Consider the following 21,512-nt stretch of genomic DNA (forward strand, 5'->3'; position numbering starts at 1 on the left):
AAATAGAAATTGAATTACACCCAACGGGTTAATTACACTAATTTTATAGTCTTAAATTTAATTTGTGAAAATTCGTGTAATTCGTGGCTAAAAAACTAAATTTGATCAAACTTCAAAAATGAAATACTACATAATAGCAGGCGAAGCTTCGGGCGATTTACACGGTTCTAATTTGATGAAAGCCTTGTACAAAGAAGATCCCAATGCCAATATTCGGTTTTGGGGAGGCGATTTGATGCAGGAAGTTGGCGGAACATTGGTAAAACATTATAAGGAATTGGCTTTTATGGGTTTTGTCGAAGTGCTTTTTCATCTGAAAACTATTTTAGGCAACATCAAAATATGTAAAAAAGACATTACAGCATTTCAGCCTGACGTAATCATTTTTATCGATTATCCCGGTTTCAATTTACGAATTGCAAAATGGGCAAAAGAATGCGGTTTCAAAACCCATTATTATATTTCACCTCAAATCTGGGCTTGGAAAGAAAGCCGAATTGCTGCAATCAAATCTGATGTTGATAAAATGTACGTGATTCTTCCTTTCGAAAAAGATTTCTATGAAAAAAAACATTATTTTCCGGTTGAATTTGTTGGCCACCCTTTGATTGACGCTATTCATAACCAACCCACAATTGACGCTGCCGTTTTTAGAACAGAAAATCAATTGAACGAAAAACCCATCATTGCCATTTTGCCTGGCAGTCGTAAACAGGAAATTACCAAAATGTTGTCGGTAATGCTGAGCGTGGTCAATGATTTTCCGGGATACCAATTTGTGATTGCCGGCGCACCCAGTCAGGAATTTTCTTTTTATGAAGGTTTTATTACCAATGAAAACATACGATTTGTATCGAATAAAACATACGATTTATTGAAAATTGCGAATGCAGCATTGGTAACATCGGGTACAGCCACACTTGAAACGGCCCTTTTCAAAGTCCCGGAAGTGGTGTGCTATAAAGGCAGTTGGGCTTCGTACCAAATTGCAAAACGCATCATTACCCTAAAATACATTTCATTAGTCAACTTGATAATGGATGAGGAAGTGGTTACCGAATTGATTCAAGAGGATTGCAACACAAAACGCATTAGCGAAGAATTGAAAAAAATTCTGAAACCCAATTATCGTGAAATCCTTTTGCAGAAGTATGATGTATTGGAAGAAAAGCTGGGAGGCATCGGCGCCAGCGAGAAAACAGCAAAATTGATTGTGGCCGATTTACTATAATTCATCAAAAAAAGTTAGTTTCTTTCTTTCCTGAACTTAAAAAACGAGTTCATAAGGCATCACGCTAAAAATCACAATACATCAATTGGTGTTTTTTTTAATCGTACCGAACGATTTATAAATGCATTAAATTATTTCTTGTTAAAAAATTTGTACTTTAGTTTGATGAAAGTGCTGCAATTTCCCTTAGCGAGGATAACGATTGGGTTTGTGATGGGCATACTTCTCGCCTATTACTTAAAACCTAATCCACAATTGGTCATTGCCTTGCTTTTAATTGCCGTTTTTGCTTTTGGCATTGCCTTTTTTTTGTCCAAACGAAGCATTACAAACGCAATGTATTTTGGTTTAACCACCTATTTTCTTGCTTTTGGCATTGGAGCAACGACCCAAATAATCCACACTGATTCATTCCAGAAAAGCAATTACATCCATAGTAAAACGATTTTTGAAAAGCCTCATTTACTATCGGTAACGATTAGGGAAAAACTGAAAAGTTCCAGCTATAATGACCGCTATATCGTCCTTGTAAACAAAATAGATGATTCGATTTATACGGGCAGAATTTTATTGAATGTTCGAAAAGACAGTTTGAATCATTCATTAGAAATAGGAACCCATTTGCAAATCAATGGCAGTTTGTATAAAAACATTCCCGCTAAAAACCCAAACCAATTTGATTATGGTAAATATCTGGAAGGAAAACAAATCTATGCCCAAATTTATACTGATGCCGCCAACATCAAAACAGGTTCGATAATCAACAAAGACGCTTGGTATTATTCCTCCAAATTAAGAACGAAAATCATTCGAAATCTGGAGAAAAGCAACTTCAACAAAGCCGAACTCAATGTTGCCGCTGCCTTGATTTTAGGACAACAACAGGATATTTCGCCAGATATTATTCGGGATTATCAATACGCCGGTGCCGTTCATATTTTATCGGTTTCGGGATTGCATATTGGTTTTATTTTGCTGTTTGTGACTTTCCTCCTCAAGCCGTTTCCCAACACACGACGAGGTTCTTTTATCAAGTTGATAATCATTCTATTTTCCTTGTCGTCTTTTGGAATAATTGCCGGATTGGCTCCATCTGTGGTTCGTTCTGTCGCAATGTTTTCGTTTGTTGCCATCGGAATGTATTTGAGAAGAAGCACTTATATTTTCCATACATTACTGGTTTCCATCTTGTTGATTTTGCTGTTTCAACCTTCGTTTTTATTTGATGTGGGTTTCCAATTGAGTTATGTTGCCTTATTTTTCATCCTTTGGCTACAACCGTTATTGTACCAACTTTGGTCGCCAAAAAACAAAATCGGAAATTACTTTTGGGAAATTCTTACGGTTTCATTTGCGGCACAAATTGGCGCATTTCCGTTAAGCATTTATTATTTCCACCAATTTCCGGGATTATTTTTCGTGACTAACTTGGTGATAATTCCGTTTTTGAGCATCATAATGGCTTTGGGAGTTTTGGTAATGGTTTTGGCGGCATTCGATTATGTTCCTTTTTATCTGGCTAAATCACTGGAATGGAGCATATATATTTTGGATAAAATCATCAATTCGATTGCCTCATTGGAACAATTTATCATCCGGGATATTCCATTCAACTGGTATTTTTTAGCGAGTTTATATTTGTTGATTATTGCCACCATTATTTGGTTCCAAAAACCAAGTTTCAACAAATTGGCATTGGTATTAATTGCCATAATAATTTTTCAAATCACCTATTTTGAAACCCGTTGGACTATCCAAAACCAAAAGGAACTGGTGGTTTTCAATTCAAAAAAAACCACCCTGATTACAGAACGAAATGGAGAAAATGTCACCCTTTATGCCAATGATAGTCTTTTGAAAATAGGTCTTAAAAACAAACCCCTAAATTCCTATTTAATGGGAAATTTTAGCCAATTAAAAACTAAAAATAAATTACAAAATCTGCTGTTTTTCAATGGAAAGAAGATCCTGATTTTGGATAGTTTGGGAGTTTATCCAAAAAATATTCATCCAGATATATTGATACTCACCCAATCCCCGAAGATAAACCTCAATCGTTTGTTCAAAACCACGAAACCCAAAATGGTCGTGGCCGATGCTTCGAATTACAGAACTTATATTGACTTGTGGAAAGCCACTTGTGTAAAAGAAAAAATCCCTTTTCACGCAACCGGTGAAAAGGGATTTTATAGATTAAATTGAAATTATTTATTTTTCAGAATTCCATCGGCAACAGCAAGCCAAGCCGCTGATCCGCCGGCAACATAGCCCGTACTCCCTATTCCCGTAAAACTAGGTTTTCCTTCTTTCAGCTTGGCAGTAGCGAACCAAACGGTAGGATAACCTTGGATGCCAAAAGCTTGTTGCATTCCGGCATTTTGATTTTTCAATTCGTCGCTTTGCGGTGTTCTTCTTGGAAAATCGAGTTCCACAAGAACCACGTTTTTCTTGGCCCAAACAGCAAATTCGGGTGTTTTCAATACTTCATTTTGCAAACGGATGCACCAACCGCACCAATCACTTCCCGTGAAAAACAACAACATTGGCTTTTGGGTTTTATTGGAAATTTCCATTGCCTTCTTAATGTCGGTTTGCCAAACAAGTTCCTGTGCTTGAACTGCGAAAGAGCCCAATATGAATGCTACAATTATAAATGTCTTTTTACTCATAATTTTATATTTTTTTTGGAATTCGTGAATCTTTGATTTCATTTTAATGTAAATTTTAAATCTATCTTCTCAAGAATAGTGCCCAAAATTAGTAAATTATTTGACTTCTTGCATTAATTTTTTGACCAAAGGTGAAATCAATATCAAAATCAATCCTGCAATTAAGGCATAAATCGCTAATTGTTTGTAACCATCGGCATAAACTATAAGTTTTTCAACATTGGATGCATTTTCTGAAGCCCCTGCAATATTGGCACCTAACAGTCCTGCGAAATATTGACCGTAAGCGCTGGCAAGAAACCACATTCCCATCATTACTGCCTGCAATTTTTGTGGCGATAACTTGGTCATAATTGACATCCCTATTGGTGACAAACACAATTCGCCAAAAGTGATCACAAACCAACCAAAAGTAAATAAGTCCAACGAAGTAATACCATCGGTATTAGCAAAGAATTTAGTGTAATAAAATACATAAAAACCACCCGCAAGGAAAAGGAATCCCAAACCAAATTTGACAACCGTATTGGGCTCAATTTTTCTTTTGCCCATCCAAAGCCAAACTAATCCTACCAACGCCGCAAAAGCAATTACAAAAAGTGAATTGGCTGAATTGTTGACTCCATTAGGGTCTAAATGAACTCCAAGAACTGTTTTGCTTAAATTACTTGCCGCAAAAAGACTCAAAGAACCACCGCTTTGCTCGAAAAAGGCCCAAAATACGATAGAAAATAAGATAAAAACTAATGCGGCTAATAGTTTTTTATTTTCTTGAATGGAGAAGTTTTTCATTTCATAAAGTAGGTACGCTATAGAACACGGACCAATAATATACATAAATATATCCGTGTAACCTGAATTTGAAACCAACAAGATAACAACCGGAATCACTATTATTGAACCAATATAAGTAAGATATTCATAAGTCTTCCTTTTGGAATTTTCTAAATCCAGCAAAGGGGAAATCCCGATTTCGCCAAGTGATTTCTGGGTTTGCACAAAGGTCAACAAACTGATAATCATAACAATTGAAGCAAAACCGAAAGCAACGTTCCATCTTAAATGCACAGGAACTATTGAAGAAAGCATATTTCCATTGGCAACGGCAATACATAAATAACCCCCGATTAAAGCGCCAAGATTTACTCCGGCATAAAACAAAGAGAAGCCGGCGTCTCTACGATTATCATCGTCTTTGTATAGTTTTCCAACCATTGTGGAAATGTTTGGCTTAAAAAATCCAGTTCCAATGATGGTAAAACTGATTCCAAAAAAGAAAAATTGTTTGGGGTCAATTGCAAGAATTATGCTTCCCACAATCATTAAAATCCCTCCCCAAAACAAGGATTTTCGATAACCCAAGATCTTGTCAGCAAATAAACCTCCTATGAATGTAAATGCGTAAACAAAAGCTTGAGTGGCTCCATATTGCAAGTTGGCAACTTTATCGTTCATCATCAATTGATTGACCATAAAAATAACCAACATTCCGCGCATTCCGTAGAAGCTGAAACGTTCCCACATTTCACTAAAAAACAAGTACCACAATTGCTTGGGATACTTGCCTTTGAAATTTTGTATTTGTTCAATACTCAAGTTTTGTTCCATATTATCGAATGCCGTGCATCATTTTTTTCAAGAAAGGTGTCAATGCAAACAGAATTACTGCTGCCAATCCTGTCAAAATTACAAACACCATAAAGAATTCAAATAAATTGTGGATTTCAACCCCTGCAAAAATTGGATTATGATCACTAATTTGATTGGTTGACAATAGTTTTAATTGTTCTGCCGTAGGCGTAATCGTTTTGTCCAAAACTCCTTGTAAGTCAATTCCCAACTCTTTTGCTTTATTGAATTTGTCTCCCGTTGACGGCAAGATAGAACCCAAAGTTCCTGCCAATGCATAACCCGAAGCGTTCGACAAGAAAAATACGCCGTATAACAATGAAGAAAAACGCTTTGGCGAAAGCTTTCCAACCAATGACAAACCTATTGGTGACAAGCACAACTCGGCACAAGTTTGTATTAAATATAACAAGATTAACCATTTTATGGCAAGTAAACCATTATTGCCTAAATCTTTCACATTATTGGCAATGATGAAATACGCTAATGCCATTAAAGCTAGTCCAATCGCTTGTTTTACCGGCGATATAGGCTCTCTGCCTTTTGCTCTTAATTTATCCCACAACATACTAAATGGCACTGCAAAAAGAACAACAAACAATCCGTTGAAAATTTGAACCATTGAAGCGGGCATTTGCCAGCCAAACATAAATGTTCTATCCGTTTGATTATCGGCAATAAACGTTAAGGAAGACCCTGCTTGTTCGAATGCCGCCCAAAAGAAAATGATGAAAAAGGACACAATATAAATTACGATTATTCGGTCTCTTTCAACTTTTGTCAAAGAACTATCCGACAAAATCAGTCCTGCCAATGTTATTCCGCTTGCGTAAATGACAGGATAAATAACTGTTTTAACAACATTGGTACCATCCACCGAAAAATGAAAGGCAAAATACAATCCGATAAAACTTATTACTGCCAAAACCAATGATTTTGATGTAAATACAGCATTTTGTGATTCTCCTTCTTCAAAATCAGATGCCGTGTTTTTAGAAGGCAATCCTCCCAATGGCCTTCCTTCCGGAGTGACAACATATTTATTTTTTAGTAAATAAAAGACTAAAGTCCCAATAAGCATCGCAATTGAAGCGGCAAGAAATCCCCATTTGAAGGCATGAATATCTCTAATTCCCCCGTGATCTTTCACGTCTCCCAACATCGGGCAAATAAATTGTCCTAAAAAAGCACCTAAATTAATTCCCATGTAGAAAATGGTAAAAGCAGTATCCAGTTTGCTTTTTTCCTGTACAGGATATAAACTTCCCACCATACTTGAAATGTTCGGCTTGAAAAATCCATTACCAAAAACGATTATTCCCAATGCAGAATACATCAAAGTGGTAGCTAAACCTAAATTTTCGCCAAAAACACTTGCGCTTGCAAACAACATCATTTGTCCAATGGCCATCATCAAACCCCCCAGTAAAATACAATTTCTATTTCCAAAAAAACGATCGGCAATAAATCCCCCCAACATTGGAGTCAAGTAACAAAGACCCAGAAAGCCCCCGTAAATTAAGGAAGCATCTTCCTCTTTCATCAATAAAGAATTTACGAGAAATAAGGTCAATAAGGCACGCATTCCATAGAAATTGAAGCGTTCCCACATTTCTGTTCCAAATAACACCCAAAGTCCTTTTGGATGTGCTGTTTTTACTTGAGTTTCCGACATATTGGTTATTTTGGTTTTGGTTTATATTATAAATTATTTTTGATAAAATTAGTCATTTTATTGTGTAACTGTATCCTAGTCATTCCACCATAAATTCCGTGATTTTTATCGGGATAAATCTGGGAATCGAATTGCTTATTGGCTTGAATCAAGGCTTCCATCATTTGCATCGAATTTTGCACATGCACATTATCGTCTCCCGAACCGTGAATTAACAAAAATTTCCCTTTCAATTTTTCAACAAAATTGATTGGTGAATTATCATCGTAACCATTCGGGTTTTCTTGTGGCGTTTCCATGTATCTTTCAGTATAAATGCTGTCATAAAAACGCCAATTGGTAACCGGAGCAACCGCAATCGCCATTTTAAAAACATCATTTCCTTTCAATATACAATTCGAAGCCATAAATCCACCAAAACTCCACCCATATATACCTATTCTTGATTTGTCCACATACGGATAATTCCCTATCACTTTTGCCGCATCAATTTGGTCTTCAACTTCATATTTTCCTAATTGTTTTTGGGTCACTTTCTTGAAAGCGGCGCCTTTGAAACCGGTTCCGCGACCGTCGACATCAGCAACAATATAACCTTGTTGTGCCAACATCGTAAACCAATACTCATTAGAACTAATCCATTGATTTGCTACTTGTTGTGATCCAGGTCCTGAATATTGAATCATAAAAACAGGATATTTTTTTGAAGGGTCAAAATCTTTTGGTTTCATGATCCAAGCGTTTAATTCGTTTCCTTTTTCGGTTTTTAGAACGAAAAATTCTTTTTGTGGCAAATCGTAGGCTTTTAATTTTGTGGCCAATGCTTCATTGTTTTCTATAACTTGAACTTGTTTTCCCGTTTTGGCTTCATTCAAAGAATAAATCGTTGGCTGTGTTGCGCTAGAAAACGTGCTGATGTAATATTGAAAATTTGGACTAAAAGTTGCTGCAGTTGTTCCAACATTTTGTGACAATCGGGCTTTATTTTTTCCGTTTAAACCAATGCGGTATACATCTCTAATGATTGAACCATTCTCTGTCGATTGATAAAAAACGGCATTGGTTTTCTCGTCAAAACCATAATAGGATGTCACTTCCCAATTGCCTTTTGTGACTTGGTTTTTCAATTTTCCTGTTTTGTCATATAAATAAATATGATTGAAACCGTCTTTTTCGCTAGTCCAAATAAAACTATTGTCTTTTAAGAACGTCAAATTGTCGGTAACATCAATGTATGCTTTGTCTTTTTCGTTCAAAACCACTTTTGATGTTCCTGAATTTCCATCGATGAATACTAAATCCAAATTATCCTGATGGCGATTCAACACTTGCGCACACAAAATATTGACATCGTTCGTCCATTTCATTCTGGCAATGTAAAAATCATTGTAATTTCCAAGATTTACATCTTTTGTAGTATTTGCATTCACATCAAAAAGATGCAAGGAAACCAAGGAGTTTTTTTCGCCTGCTTTCGGATATTTGAAAGTTTCAATTGTTGGGTACAAATCTTTGTGAAATATTGACATCGAAAATTCTGGAACCTGACTCTCGTCAAAACGGATATAGGCTAGTTTTTTGCTGTCCTTGCTCCAGTCAAATGCTCTTACAAAAGCAAATTCTTCTTCATAAACCCAATCCGTAATTCCGTTGATGATGGTGTTCTTCATTCCATCAGTGGTAATTTGACTATTTGTTTTGGCAGTAATATCATAGATAAAAAGATTGTTTTCCTTGGCGTAAGCAATCTTTTTTCCGTCGGGCGAAAAAGTAGGTTCTTGCACTTGCTCCAGAATCTTGGTCAATTCCTTGGTTTCAATATCGTACAGAAAATAGTCGGCAGTAAAGGAATGACGGTAAATTTTATGGGTGTTATTGGCAATTAAAATCATTTTTTCGTCTGAACTGAACGAATAACTGTCGATTCCGCCAAGTAATTTATACTGATTTTTGGTATCGATTAGAGTCGCCACTTTTTTTAAGGTTGCGAAATCGAACAAATCGATTTGCATACTTTTGGCAGTTTCATCAAAATTCAAAACCGTATATTGATTCGTGTTTTTCATGGACTTCAATTCGTCCATTCCTTTGGCTCGAAATTCTCCATTATATATGGCTTCAACGGTGATTTTTTGTTGCCCAAAAAGAGTAAAACACAAAAACAGAAGCAATGCCGTAATTTTTTTTGAATACATAATATTGATTTAAATTTAAAAACAGTTCAATTTTAGTGAAAAATTTACAATTATCTCACATTTCATGTGTTAAATGTTAAAAACAATATCAAACTTACCAAGTTATTGAATAAGTCACATTAGTAAATAAAACAGCTAAAACCGTATCTTTGCCCCCAATTATACCATAATCAATTGAGAATGAACAACCCCATTGCCGGATTTTCAAAATTATCCAAAGGAGAAAAGATAAACTGGATTGCCAAGAAATATTTTACCCATCCTTCGGAAGCCATAGCATTGCTAAAAAACTATTGGAATTCTGACGAAAAAATTCAAAAACTACACGATGAATTCATCGAAAACACGATAAGCAATTTTTATATTCCGCTTGGAGTTGCGCCCAATTTTCTAATTAACGGAAAATACAGCACCATCCCAATGGCGATTGAAGAAAGTTCAGTGGTGGCCGCTGCTTCAAAAGCAGCCAAATTCTGGTCCACTCGCGGCGGATTTAAAGCCACCGTCATCGACACCGAAAAAATAGGACAGGTCCATTTTATTTTCAAAGGTGATCAATCAAAACTAGCGCTATTCTTTACCCAAACCAAAGCCAAGTTTTTTGCCGATACAGAAAGCATCACCAAAAACATGCGAAAACGGGGTGGAGGAATTCTGGATATTGTGCTGAAAGACAAAACCAATTTGCTGCCCAATTACTTCCAATTGCATGCCACTTTTGATACCAAAGACAGCATGGGCGCCAATTTTATCAATTCATGTTTGGAGCAATTTGCCAAAACCCTTAAAGAAGAGGCTTTAGCTCACGATTTGTTTTCAGAAACCGAAAAAAATATCGAAGTCGTGATGAGTATCCTTTCGAATTATGTACCCAATTGCATCGTTCGCGCCGAAGTTTCCTGCCCTGTTGACTATTTAGTGGAAAAACATATTCCGAATCCTAGGCAATTTGCCGAAAGATTCATTCAGGCGGTTCAAATCGCCGAAGTTGAGCCTTACCGAGCGGTAACCCACAACAAGGGAATTATGAACGGAATCGACGCCGTTGTGCTTGCCACGGGCAATGATTTCCGCGCTGTCGAAGCCGGAATCCATGCGTATGCTTCCCGAAACGGAAACTATTCAAGTTTGTCACACGCCAAAATCGAGAATGATATTTTCACTTTTTGGCTGGAAGTTCCGTTGGCTTTAGGCACCGTTGGCGGATTGACAGCGCTTCATCCTTTGGCAAAATTGTCTTTGGAAATGTTGGAAAACCCTTCCGCAAAGGAATTGATGCAGTTTGTGGCCGTTGCCGGTTTGGCACAAAATTTTGCCGCTTTGCGTTCGTTGACAACTACGGGAATTCAAGACGGACACATGAAAATGCATTTGAACAACATCCTGAACCAGTTTGAGGCCAATGATGAAGAACGGTTTTTGATTCAGAAACATTTCAAACACCACGTTGTTTCACACAGCGCCGTTGTTGAATATATTGAAAATTTAAGAAGACCGATTTAGCCCACAGATTAAACGCCCTTCGACAAGCTCAGGGTGACAAAACAGATTTACACTGATTTTTTATTTAAAATTAGTCGTTCAAAAAACTTTGCGACTTTGTGCCTTCGTGGCGAATACTATGAAAAAAGAATTTTACAGTAACGGAAAACTTTTAATTACCGGAGAATATTTGGTTTTGGATGGTGCAAAAGCTTTTGCATTGCCTACCAAATTTGGGCAAAACTTGATTGTTGAAGAAGGCGATAATCAAGAAATAAAATGGACGAGTCATGATTTGGACGGAAGTATTTGGTTTGAAGATGCTTTTTTATTTACGGAAATTTCCAAAAATAATACTCTTGATAAAACAGAATCAACAAGAAACACCTTATTGAAAATCCTGCACGAAGCCTATTTGTTAAATCCTGATTTTATTATCAATCAATCAAGAGGATATATTGTTACAACCCAACTTACATTTCCCAGAAATTGGGGTTTGGGAACCTCCTCTACCTTGATCAATAATATTGCACAATGGTTGCAAATTGACGCCTTTGTTTTATTGAAAAATAGTTTTGGCGGTAGCGGATACGATATTGCCTGTGCTCAAAATGACGGCCCTATTTTGTATTATTTGAAGAATGGCAAGCCTATTGTCGAAAAAATTAATTTTGACCCTGCATTCTCGGAAAATCTACATTTTGTTTATCTCGATAAAAAACAGAGCAGCAAAGCGGCAATCGCTTCCTATTATAACAACAAGAATAAAGATCTGGTAAAAACAATTGCCGGGAACGACAAAATAACTTCAGCCGTTTTAAACGCAAAAACCCTTCAAGATTTCGCCTTGGCGATAGAAAAACATGAAGCCGAAATGAACACTATTTTAAAAATGCAAACCGCAAAAGAATCCTTGTTTCCTGATTTTAATGGCGCAATAAAAAGTCTTGGGGCTTGGGGCGGTGATTTCGTTTTGGTAATTTCAAAAAAAAATCCAACAGCATATTTCAAGGAAAAAGGTTATGAAACAATACTTTCGTACAAAGATATGATTCTGTAAAATAAAAAATCCCGTTCAGCTTGGCGAACGGGATTTTTTTATGACTAAAACTCTTTCATCTAGTAATTAAAATCTTTTCTATTATCTTTAATTTCGGCATTCCCTTTTAATGCAGGAATAACTCTGTTGCTATCACCAGCGCTTTGAGCTTTTAGTTTAGCTACATAATCTTTATGGTTATTCAAAACTGGCGCTTTCACGATGCTGATGTTTTTCACCACATAAACTCCAGTATTCCCTTCGATTGGAGCAGACAATTTGCCGGCCGCCAATGCAAATGCATTTCCTACCACTTTAGGTTCTTGACCCACGCCGCCTGTCAAAACCGGATTTTCCATCGTAACGTCTGTTGCTTGTTGTACCGTTGAACCAGTGGTTTTTGCAATAGCTTCTAACGAAGTTCCAGCCATTTTGGCCTTAATCAACTCCGCTTTTTTCTTGTTTTTAAGAATAGGTTCCACATAAGGTCTAACCAAATCAACGGCCACCAATCCTGACTTATTTATTTTTATGACTTTTGCGATCACGTGTCCTAAATTGGCCACTTCAAATCTTTTTACAACTCCTAGATCAGTCCCGTCTTCAAATGCCCATCTTATAATATTTCTTTGGTTACCCAAAGAACCGAAAGATTCATCCATGGCTTTCACGGTAACTGGAGGCGCAATGGTAAGCTTCATTGCTGCAGCTGCCTTATCAAAATCTTTATCGGTTGCTTCCATTTCAAATTTAGTTGCCTCTGTAAACACTTTGTCTGAAGTAGCCTCTGAAGCTTCAATTTTTTGGGCTATGGTAGCCAAACGAATACCGTCTTGCTTATCCGCAATTTTGATGATATGGAAACCAAAAGGCGTTTCAACCAACCCAACTTTCCCAATAGGATTGTTGAAAACGAAATCATTAAAAGGTTTTACCATTTGGTTTTGACCAAAATAACCCAAATCACCCCCTTGTTGCGCCGATGAATCATCAGAATTTGTAAAAGCTAACATCAGGAAACTATCCGGATTTGCATTAACCTGGGCCAAAATAGCTTCTGCTTTTGCTTTAGCTTGTTCTTTTGTACGTTTTTCTTTTTGGTTTGGAACTTGAGTTCCTTCATAGCTGATCAATATGTGACTTGCCTTTGCATTTACACCCACTTTTCTGCCCAATGATTTTGAAATACAATAGTATTTTCCAAATACATAAGGACCATAAATTTCTCCTGGAGCCAAGTTGTATAATTTATCGGCGTCAACAGCCGGCAAATCTTTTTTGGCAACATAGGTTGAGTCGTAAGGAACATCAGAATTTGAATTTACAAACTCGATTGTGTTTTTCGCTGATTTGAATCCTGGCAAAGTGTCGTTTTTACCTTTAGCTTGGTTGTAAACCACGCTTCCTGACAACAATCCGTTTATTTTTGCTTTAATATCACTTTCATCTTCTGCCGAAGCTTTGTCTTCAATCAAAACATATTCTATTTCACGAGTTTCATCGGCTTTGTATTTTTTCTCGTTTTTCTTCATAAAATCCACAATCTCTGCATCGGTAACTTTTACCTCACTGTCTTTAATTGTTGAATATAATCCGGCAACATAAGCAAAATTCACTTTGTTTGCTTCCATTTCATATTTCAATTTTCCTTCACTTTCGGTGGTATAAATACCTGATTTTATTAAAGTATTGTAAATTTGAAACTTGGCGTTAAGCTCGGCGTCCTTTTCTCTTTCTTTTAAAACCTTTGCTTGTTCTGGATTTGATTTGAAGTATTCTTTGAATTTTGCAACGTCAAAAACTCCGGCAGCATTCAAAAAAAGTGGATTTTTTCCAATGTTTTGATCTGTTTTCAAAACTTCCATTATGTGTTTTTCACCTACTCTCAATCCTAATTTATCAAATTCAGAGGTTAGTAAGGCCACGGAAACTTCTTGATCCCAAACTCTATTAGCCGCTGCTGTTGAAGTAATCCCTTCGCCACTTTTTTCAACATTACTTACTTTTACCCTGAAATCTTCAAATGAAATATCCTTTCCATTTATGCTTCCCACATCTTTTGAACTTTTACCAAAGTTCCCTTTGTTAAAAAGACTTGGTACTAGAAATGCAAATAATGCGAATGCAATAACTACTATCATTAAAGCGGAACGTTGTCTAATTTTTGCTAAAACTGCCATTTTTATTGTTGTTAATTTTATATTCAGTTTGCGAAAATACAATTATCTAATTAATAATTATACTCGTAGCGTTATAATTTACAAGAAATTTTAATTTAATAAAAAAAATCAATCTTTTACTGTCATTTTGACCAATTCTATTTTATTGTTTGTGGCTTCTTCAATTATAAAATGATAGATTCCTATGGTAATCACATCGCCTTTTTGAGGAATTTCCTTAGTAAAATCTACGATGAAACCACCAAGGGTTCCGTAAGAATCGCTTTCAGGAATATTGAGTTTATAGGTCTGGTTCAAATATTCGACATCAAACCGGGTCGAAAAAACATAAACGCCATCTTCAATTTCTTTTTCAATCAATTCCTCATCTGAATCATGTTCGTCTTCAATTTCGCCAAAAAGCTCTTCCACAATATCTTCTATCGTTATTATTCCAGACGTCCCTCCATATTCGTCAAGCACGACGGCTACACTTTTTCGCTTTTTGGTAAGCAAATTCATTGCGTCTTTAATATAGATTGTTTCGGGTACAAATTCAACAGGGATTACGATCGACTTGATGCTTTTGGGTTTTTTGAATAAGTCAAATGAATGTACATAACCAATGATGTCATCGAGCGAGTTCTGATAAACCACAATCTTGGAATATCCTGTTTCTATAAACAATTCTTTTAAGTCAGCCACAGAATCAAACAGGTCGATCGCCACGATTTCGGTTCTGGGACTCATAATGTCTCTGGCTTTTACTCCCGAGAACTCTAAGGCGTTTTGAAACATTTGAATTTCAGAATCCATCTCTTCGTGATCTTCAATGGTACTCATTTGCTCGGTAATATAATTTCCAAGTTCTGCTTTACTAAAATATAATGGAATATAATCCCCTTCGGTTTTAAAGAATTTTTTCAGGACAAAATCCGAAACCCAGATAAAAAAGGAAGAGATAAAATAAAACAAAACATAAAAACCATAAGCCGGAAGCGCAAAAAACTTCATGAGCGTGTTAGCATAAATTTGAAAAAAAACTTTTGGCAGAAACTCTGATGTTATCAAAACAATTATTGTGGACAGCAGGGTTTGAATTATCAAATTCAAAAATTCGGAAAAATGATACCCCAAAAACGCTATCCAATGCATCAATAAATCTCCCATAAAAAACCCGTAAACCACCAGTGCCACATTGTTTCCAATGAGCATGGCAGCGATAAATTTAGATGGCTTTTCGGTGAGTTTTGTTAGGATGCCAGAAAGAAAACTGTCTTGTTTTTTTTCTATTTCAAGATAAATTTTATTGGAAGAAATGAAAGCAATTTCCATTCCCGAAAAGAAGGCGCATAGTATTAGACACAATATTATAATACTAATTTCCATAAATTAGGGTTTCTTGTTTTTGTCTTCAAACTTCTTTGCAAATCTTCTTCTGAAGAAAAACATAAATACGGCCAGTCCTGCAATCACAAGACTTAACCGAGGTGTTGCATTGACGTCATTCCATTTGATAATCGCATCATAAATAAAATAGGCTCCAAAGACGAGATAAATGTAGGGCGTGTATTTAAGGTAACTCATAATTTAGGTGTAAGATTTATTCGGCTGTGGCGACTTCGCCCATTATTTTTTGTGAGTTGATGATTTTGAAATCTTTGCTGAAATCGATTCCTTGTCCGTTTGAAACTCCCTTCGGGTCTGTGAATTTAAAGTTTTTTTCGGTAAAAAACCAGTCATTCTTTTGGTCGAAATACAATTGCTCGGTTTCCAGTGTTTGCCCGTCTTGAGCCGTGATTTTTACATTCCCTTTTAAATCAATAATATTTGTCACCCTGTAAGAAACAGCATAATCTGATTTAATAAATGTTTTTTTCGCCTTATTGTCATATAAAGTAACATCAATTCCTTTTGGAAATTCCGTGAAGGGAAAATCCACATTGGAAAACTCCAGCATTTTTGGACTCACTAAAATGGCTTTTATACGACCGGAATCCGTGTATTTCAAGTTTATTTTATCAGCATCACCATTGGGCACAAACTCCGAAAAATTTATTTTTTGCACTTCTTTAAAATTACTTTCACATCCAAAAAACAGTGTCACGGCAATAACCGTGACAAATGGAAGGATTCTGTATTTTTTTAATGAAGTCATACGCTAAACTTACAAAGTTATGTGTAATTATTAAGTGCCTCTTTGAGTATTAGTGGAATTTTGTCTTTTCAAACCATTTATCATTAAGTGAAAAACCTACGCTCAGGATGGCATAATTTTCTTGAACCAAGTTCGAGGCCGTCGTTCCCTTTTTTCCCAATTCAAAGCCAAAATTTACATTGGAAAAAGAACCTGTTACAGGCAGCCCTACTCCAAGGGTAAGCCCTGCGTCATTTATCGATTCTGAATTGATTACCATTCCCGTTTTTTCATACTTAAGACCTGCCCTGTAAACGACTCTCTTGGCGTAGCTCGTAAACGAGTTGTAGTTGGGGATATAAAATCCACCAACGCTGTATTTTGTATATTTTTCGTAGGTTACGTTGTCAATTTTATTATAACTATTAGCTAAACTACCTTTGTTTTGCAAAGTGATTTCTGCCCCTAACAGCCATTTTCGAGATTCCCCTATTCCTGCCCCGAGTGAAAATTTACTTGGTAATTTTAAATTGGTTTGATTTTTTTGATTCTCAAGTTCATCGACAACTCTTATATCGAACGCTGAATCAAAAGTTACCGTAGAAATATTTCTCGTATTTTGAGACACTAGGGTGCTCTCCGGAGAAAAATTCATGCTGCTGAAAAAGGTTAGTTTTTTAGTGATTTTGGATTGGTACATCATTCCAAAATCAAAATTCACTCCCGATAAATAGGCAGTATTCAATTCACGGGAACCTATGGGAACAAATGGGAAAAACTCTAGACTATTCGTTTCTATTTTTCCAAAATTATAATGCACATCGGCACCAATGCTTAAATTTGGGGCTATTTTATATCCCAACCCCAAAAATACTTTATTCAAACCGCCTGTTCCGTTAAAACGTTTGCTGTTTTGGGTAACATCTGTACTTATAGATTCAATTTTATATCCCACCGAAGAATATGGAATCAATCCAAAACCTACCCCAAATTTCCCCAAAGGCAGCCCTATAGCCAGATAATCCAACGTTGTCCTTCGTGTACTTGCCAATTGACTATCGGTTTTCAATTTAGTGGTATTATAACTTCCTCCAAGGCTAAAAGTGGTCAATTTCAAATTTGCAAAACCCGCAGGGTTTTGCAAATTGATATGAATACTGTCCGGCATTATTGACAATCCAGCCATGGAACGATTTTCCAGCGTTCCCTTAAATCTAACGTCACCAATTCCATAAAAAGAATATGGTGATGAAGTTCCTTCTTGGGCAAAAGACATTAATGACAAAAACAAACAAGCGCTTATTATAATTTTTTTAATCATTTTTGATTTTATATTGAAATATTTGGTTCAAACTTTCCAAAAGGAAATTTGAATTGGCAAATATGGTATTTTTTAATCGGTTAGCCAAAAAATCTGTGTCTCCACCAGTTAAAATTATTATAAAATTTGAATAAAGTGATTTATATTCGTCTATAAAACCGTCAATCTCATAAACCAACCCATTTACCACACCCGAATGAATTGATTCTGAGGTTGATTTTCCGATGAAATGTTTTGGACTTTCCGGGGTTAACAATGGCAGTTTTGCAGTATAATAATGTAATGCTTCATACCGTAATCGTAATCCAGGCGTGATGGCTCCGCCAAGATAATTATTATTCTCATCAATAAAATCATAGGTTACACAAGTTCCAACATCAATAACCAACCGGTTCCGGTTGGGAAACTGAAGAGTTGCACCCGATGCAAGCACCATTCGATCAATTCCTAAAGTTTGGGGCGTTTCATAACCGTTGAAAAACGGAAATGGGTCATTATGGGAAACAAAATGAATATTAAGAGTGCTTTTAAGATCAGAAAAAGATTGTTTTTCGACATCCGAGACAGATGCGACAACTAAATTGGTTATCTTTTTATGGGTTTTCAAAATGTTTTGAATGCTTTTTTGGAGTTCTGTTTTCATAAAAACAAATGTCTCCAAGATGGTATTGCCCTCAAACACAGCTCCTTTAATTCTGGTATTCCCAATATCAATAGCTAAAATCATAATTTATATTTAACGACGCGAAGTTACGAATAGATTTTTTTTAATAATTGTTTTGTATAAATTAAAAATCATTCTATATTTGCACCCGCATTAAGAACGGTACCTTAGCTCAGATGGTAGAGCAATGGACTGAAAATCCATGTGTCCCTGGTTCGATCCCTGGAGGTACCACTTTAAAAAAAACTCATCCGCTTTGTGTGATGGGTTTTTTGCTTTCATACCCTTTTGACTGTTTCTGATTTTTCAAAAAGCCTTGACCACCATTATACTAATTACCTTATCCTTCAGGATTTAAGCAAAGTGTCATAGACTTTTGACTACAGGTTTATTTGCCTTAAACGGCTTAAATCAAGGGTTGTAAAAACGGAATAAAAAAAATTATTCGAAAAAATAGAACATGTTTGATATATTTGTGAACTCTAAGTAAGTCAAAAGTTTAAAAGTCGTAAAGTCAAAAGAGGTAATTTCAATTAAAACAATTTAAAATCAATACATTGCATCATTTCATATAATTTAAAAACACGACATTATGTCGTTTTTACTACTTATATAAACAGAAAGTGGCTTTTCCTCAATTAGAAGGAATAAAAATTACATATTGAAACTAACAAAAATAACTTTAAATTTTATTTAATCTTTATGGAACAAATTATCAAAGACACTACAGCCAATCCAGCACCATTAGGACTTTTTGGGTTTGGGATGACTACTATTTTATTAAACTTTCATAATGCAGGATTCTACGAACTCAATTCAATGATTATGGGAATGGGATTGTTTATTGGTGGCACACAGCAAGTGATTGCTGGAATTATGGAATGGAAAAAAGGAAATACCTTTGGCATGTCGGCATTCACATCCTATGGTTTTTTTTGGATATCACTTGTCGCGTTATGGATGCTTCCCTTGTTAGGAGTAGCAAAACCTGATGGGATTTCAATGGGATTTTATTTGGGCCTTTGGGGTTTATTTACATTGGCTTTTTTCATAGGAACACTTAACGGAAACACTATTGGAAAACTTATTTTTGGTTCTCTAATTGTTTTATTTATACTATTGTCTGCCGCTAGTTTTACTGGGAATGAAAATATTCATAGAATTGCGGGTTATGAGGGAATTTTTTGTGGTTTTTTTGCCTTTTATGAAGGAGCCGCAATAATAATCAACGAAAAATTAGGAAGAAAAATATTGCCTCTATAAAATAACGCAAGTTTCTTTTAACAACCATAAAATACCTATTCATATATTTGACAGACAATAGGTTTTAAAATTCATTAACTTTAGACTTTAGCACCAAGACTTTTATAAATAGAAAAAAATCTGATATGAGTTATTACAAAATCGAGAATTTAGAACAGTACTTCAAACATTACAACAAATCTGTTCGTGAACCAAGAAAATTTTGGAGCAAAATTGCTTCCGAAAACTTTTTATGGTACCAAGAATGCGAAAAAGTAATGGAGTTTGACATGTCCGAAGCCAAAATAAAATGGTTTGTGGATGCCAAGGTAAATATCGTTAAAAATTGTATTGACAGGCATCTTTCCAAAAGAGGCGAGAAAACAGCCATCATTTTTGAACCAAATGACCCAAACGAGGAAGCGCTACACATTTCGTATAACGAACTGTATGTGAGAGTTTCAAAAATGGCAAATGTACTACGGGAACAAGGTATTGGGAAAGGCGATAGAGTTTGTATTTATTTGCCAATGATACCGGAATTGGCGGTTTCTGTTTTAGCTTGTGCAAGAATTGGCGCCATACATTCGGTTGTTTTTGCAGGATTCTCCTCTTCAGCAGTGACAACCAGAATAAATGACAGCGAATGCAAAATGGTCATCACATCAGATGGGGGATTTCGCGGCAACAAATCAGTCGATTTGAAAGGAATAATAGATGAAGCACTGATAAATTGTCCCTGTGTAGAAAAAGTATTGGTAGCCAAAAGAACCCATACTCCAATAGTCATGAAACAAGGTCGTGACCAATGGTTACAACCCCTTTTGGACGAAGCTTCGGATAATAATGTTGCCGAAATCATGGATGCAGAAGATCCCTTATTTATTCTTTACACATCGGGATCAACCGGAAAACCAAAAGGAATGGTGCATACCACCGCCGGATATATGGTTTACACCGCTTATACTTTCAAGAATGTTTTCAATTATGAAGAAAATGATATTTTTTGGTGTACTGCCGATATTGGTTGGATCACCGGACATTCCTATACTTTATACGGTCCATTATTGAATGGTGCCACGACAGTAATTTTTGAAGGGGTTCCATCCTACCCTGATTTTAGCCGTTTTTGGGAAATCATTGAGAAACACAAAGTAACCCAATTCTATACTGCACCGACAGCCATTCGTGCTTTGGCAAAAGAAAGGTTGGAATATGTTCAAAAATATCCATTAAAATCGTTAAAAGTTATTGGTTCCGTCGGAGAACCCATCAACGAGGAAGCATGGCACTGGTATAATGACCACGTTGGCGGGAAACGCTGCCCTTTAGTGGACACCTGGTGGCAAACTGAAACCGGAGGCATCATGATTTCGGCAATTGCGTTTGTAACACCAACAAAACCAACCTATGCCTCATTGCCATTACCGGGAATTCAGCCTGTTTTGATGGACGAAAAACGCAATGAAATAGAAGGTAATCAAGTTACCGGAAGTCTATGCATCAAATTCCCATGGCCGGGAATTGCAAGAACCATTTGGGGCGATCATCAGCGCTATAAAGAAACCTATTTTAGTGCTTTTCCAGGTAAATATTTTACTGGTGACGGGGCACTGCGTGATGAAGTTGGCTATTACCGAATTACGGGTCGAGTAGACGATGTTGTTATCGTTTCAGGTCACAATCTGGGAACTGCCCCTATTGAGGATGCAATAAACGAACATCCAGCGGTTGCAGAAAGTGCCATTGTAGGGTTCCCGCACGACGTTAAAGGGAATGCCTTGTATGGTTTTGTAATCCTTAAAAAATCAGGGGAATATCGTGACAGGGAAAATCTAATCAAGGAGATTAACCAACACGTTTCTGACCACATAGGTCCAATCGCCAAGTTGGATAAAATCCAGTTCGTTTCAGGTTTGCCGAAAACCCGTTCGGGGAAAATTATGCGTCGAATTCTTCGCAAAATAGCAGAAGGTGATTTTTCTAATTTTGGAGATACCTCAACCTTACTGAATCCAGAAATTTTGGATGAAATAAAAGAGGGACGATTGTAATATATTGTGATTTCA

The 21,512-nt window shown here is 36.2% G+C and carries 16 protein-coding genes and 1 tRNA gene; 7 read left to right on the forward strand and 10 right to left on the reverse strand.

The features are described from left to right. Positions 1-118 precede the first annotated feature (118 nt). Positions 119-1,231 (forward strand): lipid-A-disaccharide synthase, encoded by a 1,113-nt coding sequence (lpxB, locus tag B2145_RS11420; RefSeq protein WP_291102312.1) that lies wholly within the window; start codon positions 119-121, stop codon positions 1,229-1,231. Positions 1,232-1,444: 213 nt separating this feature from the next. Beyond that, a complete protein-coding gene (locus B2145_RS11425; protein WP_349677725.1) occupies positions 1,445-3,433 on the forward strand; it encodes a ComEC/Rec2 family competence protein in 1,989 nt (662 codons plus the stop codon). Positions 3,434-3,435: 2 nt separating this feature from the next. On the opposite strand, the gene B2145_RS11430 is transcribed toward B2145_RS11425, so the two are convergent. The 4 genes from B2145_RS11430 to B2145_RS11445 all read right to left on the reverse strand — a co-directional run bounded on the left by B2145_RS11430 (position 3,436) and on the right by B2145_RS11445 (position 9,399). After that, positions 3,436-3,900, reverse strand: coding sequence for a thioredoxin family protein (locus B2145_RS11430; RefSeq protein WP_291102313.1), 465 nt, complete (start codon positions 3,898-3,900; stop codon positions 3,436-3,438). 96 nt (positions 3,901-3,996) lie between these two features. Next, positions 3,997-5,508, reverse strand: coding sequence for a peptide MFS transporter (locus tag B2145_RS11435; protein WP_291102314.1), 1,512 nt, complete (start codon positions 5,506-5,508; stop codon positions 3,997-3,999). Position 5,509: 1 nt separating this feature from the next. Then, positions 5,510-7,204 (reverse strand): peptide MFS transporter, encoded by a 1,695-nt coding sequence (locus B2145_RS11440; protein WP_291102315.1) that lies wholly within the window; start codon positions 7,202-7,204, stop codon positions 5,510-5,512. 26 nt (positions 7,205-7,230) lie between these two features. Further along, a complete protein-coding gene (locus B2145_RS11445; protein WP_291102316.1) occupies positions 7,231-9,399 on the reverse strand; it encodes a S9 family peptidase in 2,169 nt (722 codons plus the stop codon). Positions 9,400-9,579: 180 nt separating this feature from the next. Between B2145_RS11445 and B2145_RS11450 the strand changes: the two genes are divergently transcribed. Both B2145_RS11450 and B2145_RS11455 read left to right on the forward strand, forming a co-directional pair. Further along, positions 9,580-10,902: a hydroxymethylglutaryl-CoA reductase, degradative gene (locus B2145_RS11450; RefSeq protein WP_291102317.1), complete on the forward strand. Its 1,323-nt coding sequence runs from the start codon at positions 9,580-9,582 to the stop codon at positions 10,900-10,902. Between the two features lie 118 nt (positions 10,903-11,020). Next, positions 11,021-11,941, forward strand: a complete 921-nt coding sequence (locus tag B2145_RS11455) for a GYDIA family GHMP kinase (protein ID WP_291102318.1) — start codon at positions 11,021-11,023, stop codon at positions 11,939-11,941. A 59-nt stretch (positions 11,942-12,000) separates the two neighbouring features. On the opposite strand, the gene B2145_RS11460 is transcribed toward B2145_RS11455, so the two are convergent. The 6 genes from B2145_RS11460 to B2145_RS11485 form a co-directional block, all read right to left on the reverse strand. Beyond that, positions 12,001-14,100 carry a peptidylprolyl isomerase gene (locus tag B2145_RS11460; protein WP_291102319.1) on the reverse strand — a complete coding sequence of 700 codons (2,100 nt, stop codon included), beginning with the start codon at positions 14,098-14,100 and terminating at the stop codon, positions 12,001-12,003. 108 nt (positions 14,101-14,208) lie between these two features. Further along, positions 14,209-15,468: a hemolysin family protein gene (locus B2145_RS11465; protein ID WP_291102320.1), complete on the reverse strand. Its 1,260-nt coding sequence runs from the start codon at positions 15,466-15,468 to the stop codon at positions 14,209-14,211. A 3-nt stretch (positions 15,469-15,471) separates the two neighbouring features. After that, positions 15,472-15,666, reverse strand: coding sequence for a hypothetical protein (locus B2145_RS11470; RefSeq protein ID WP_291102321.1), 195 nt, complete (start codon positions 15,664-15,666; stop codon positions 15,472-15,474). 16 nt (positions 15,667-15,682) lie between these two features. Then, positions 15,683-16,237, reverse strand: coding sequence for an LPS export ABC transporter periplasmic protein LptC (gene lptC, locus B2145_RS11475; protein WP_291102323.1), 555 nt, complete (start codon positions 16,235-16,237; stop codon positions 15,683-15,685). Between the two features lie 49 nt (positions 16,238-16,286). Next, positions 16,287-17,537 carry a hypothetical protein gene (locus tag B2145_RS11480; protein WP_291102325.1) on the reverse strand — a complete coding sequence of 417 codons (1,251 nt, stop codon included), beginning with the start codon at positions 17,535-17,537 and terminating at the stop codon, positions 16,287-16,289. Then, complete coding sequence (locus tag B2145_RS11485; protein WP_291102327.1) at positions 17,530-18,264, reverse strand: type III pantothenate kinase; 735 nt, start codon at positions 18,262-18,264, stop codon at positions 17,530-17,532. The genes B2145_RS11480 and B2145_RS11485 overlap by 8 nt, the downstream gene beginning before the upstream one ends. A 98-nt stretch (positions 18,265-18,362) precedes the next feature. Between B2145_RS11485 and B2145_RS11490 the strand changes: the two genes are divergently transcribed. The 3 genes from B2145_RS11490 to acs all read left to right on the forward strand — a co-directional run bounded on the left by B2145_RS11490 (position 18,363) and on the right by acs (position 21,497). Continuing rightward, positions 18,363-18,435, forward strand: a tRNA-Phe gene (locus tag B2145_RS11490). 468 nt (positions 18,436-18,903) lie between these two features. Continuing rightward, positions 18,904-19,464, forward strand: coding sequence for an acetate uptake transporter (locus tag B2145_RS11495; protein ID WP_291102329.1), 561 nt, complete (start codon positions 18,904-18,906; stop codon positions 19,462-19,464). Between the two features lie 125 nt (positions 19,465-19,589). Further along, positions 19,590-21,497, forward strand: coding sequence for an acetate--CoA ligase (gene acs, locus B2145_RS11500; protein ID WP_291102331.1), 1,908 nt, complete (start codon positions 19,590-19,592; stop codon positions 21,495-21,497). Positions 21,498-21,512: the final 15 nt, after the last annotated feature.

Source organism: Flavobacterium sp. UBA5153, from assembly GCA_002413745.1.
Taxonomy (GTDB): domain Bacteria; phylum Bacteroidota; class Bacteroidia; order Flavobacteriales; family Flavobacteriaceae; genus Flavobacterium.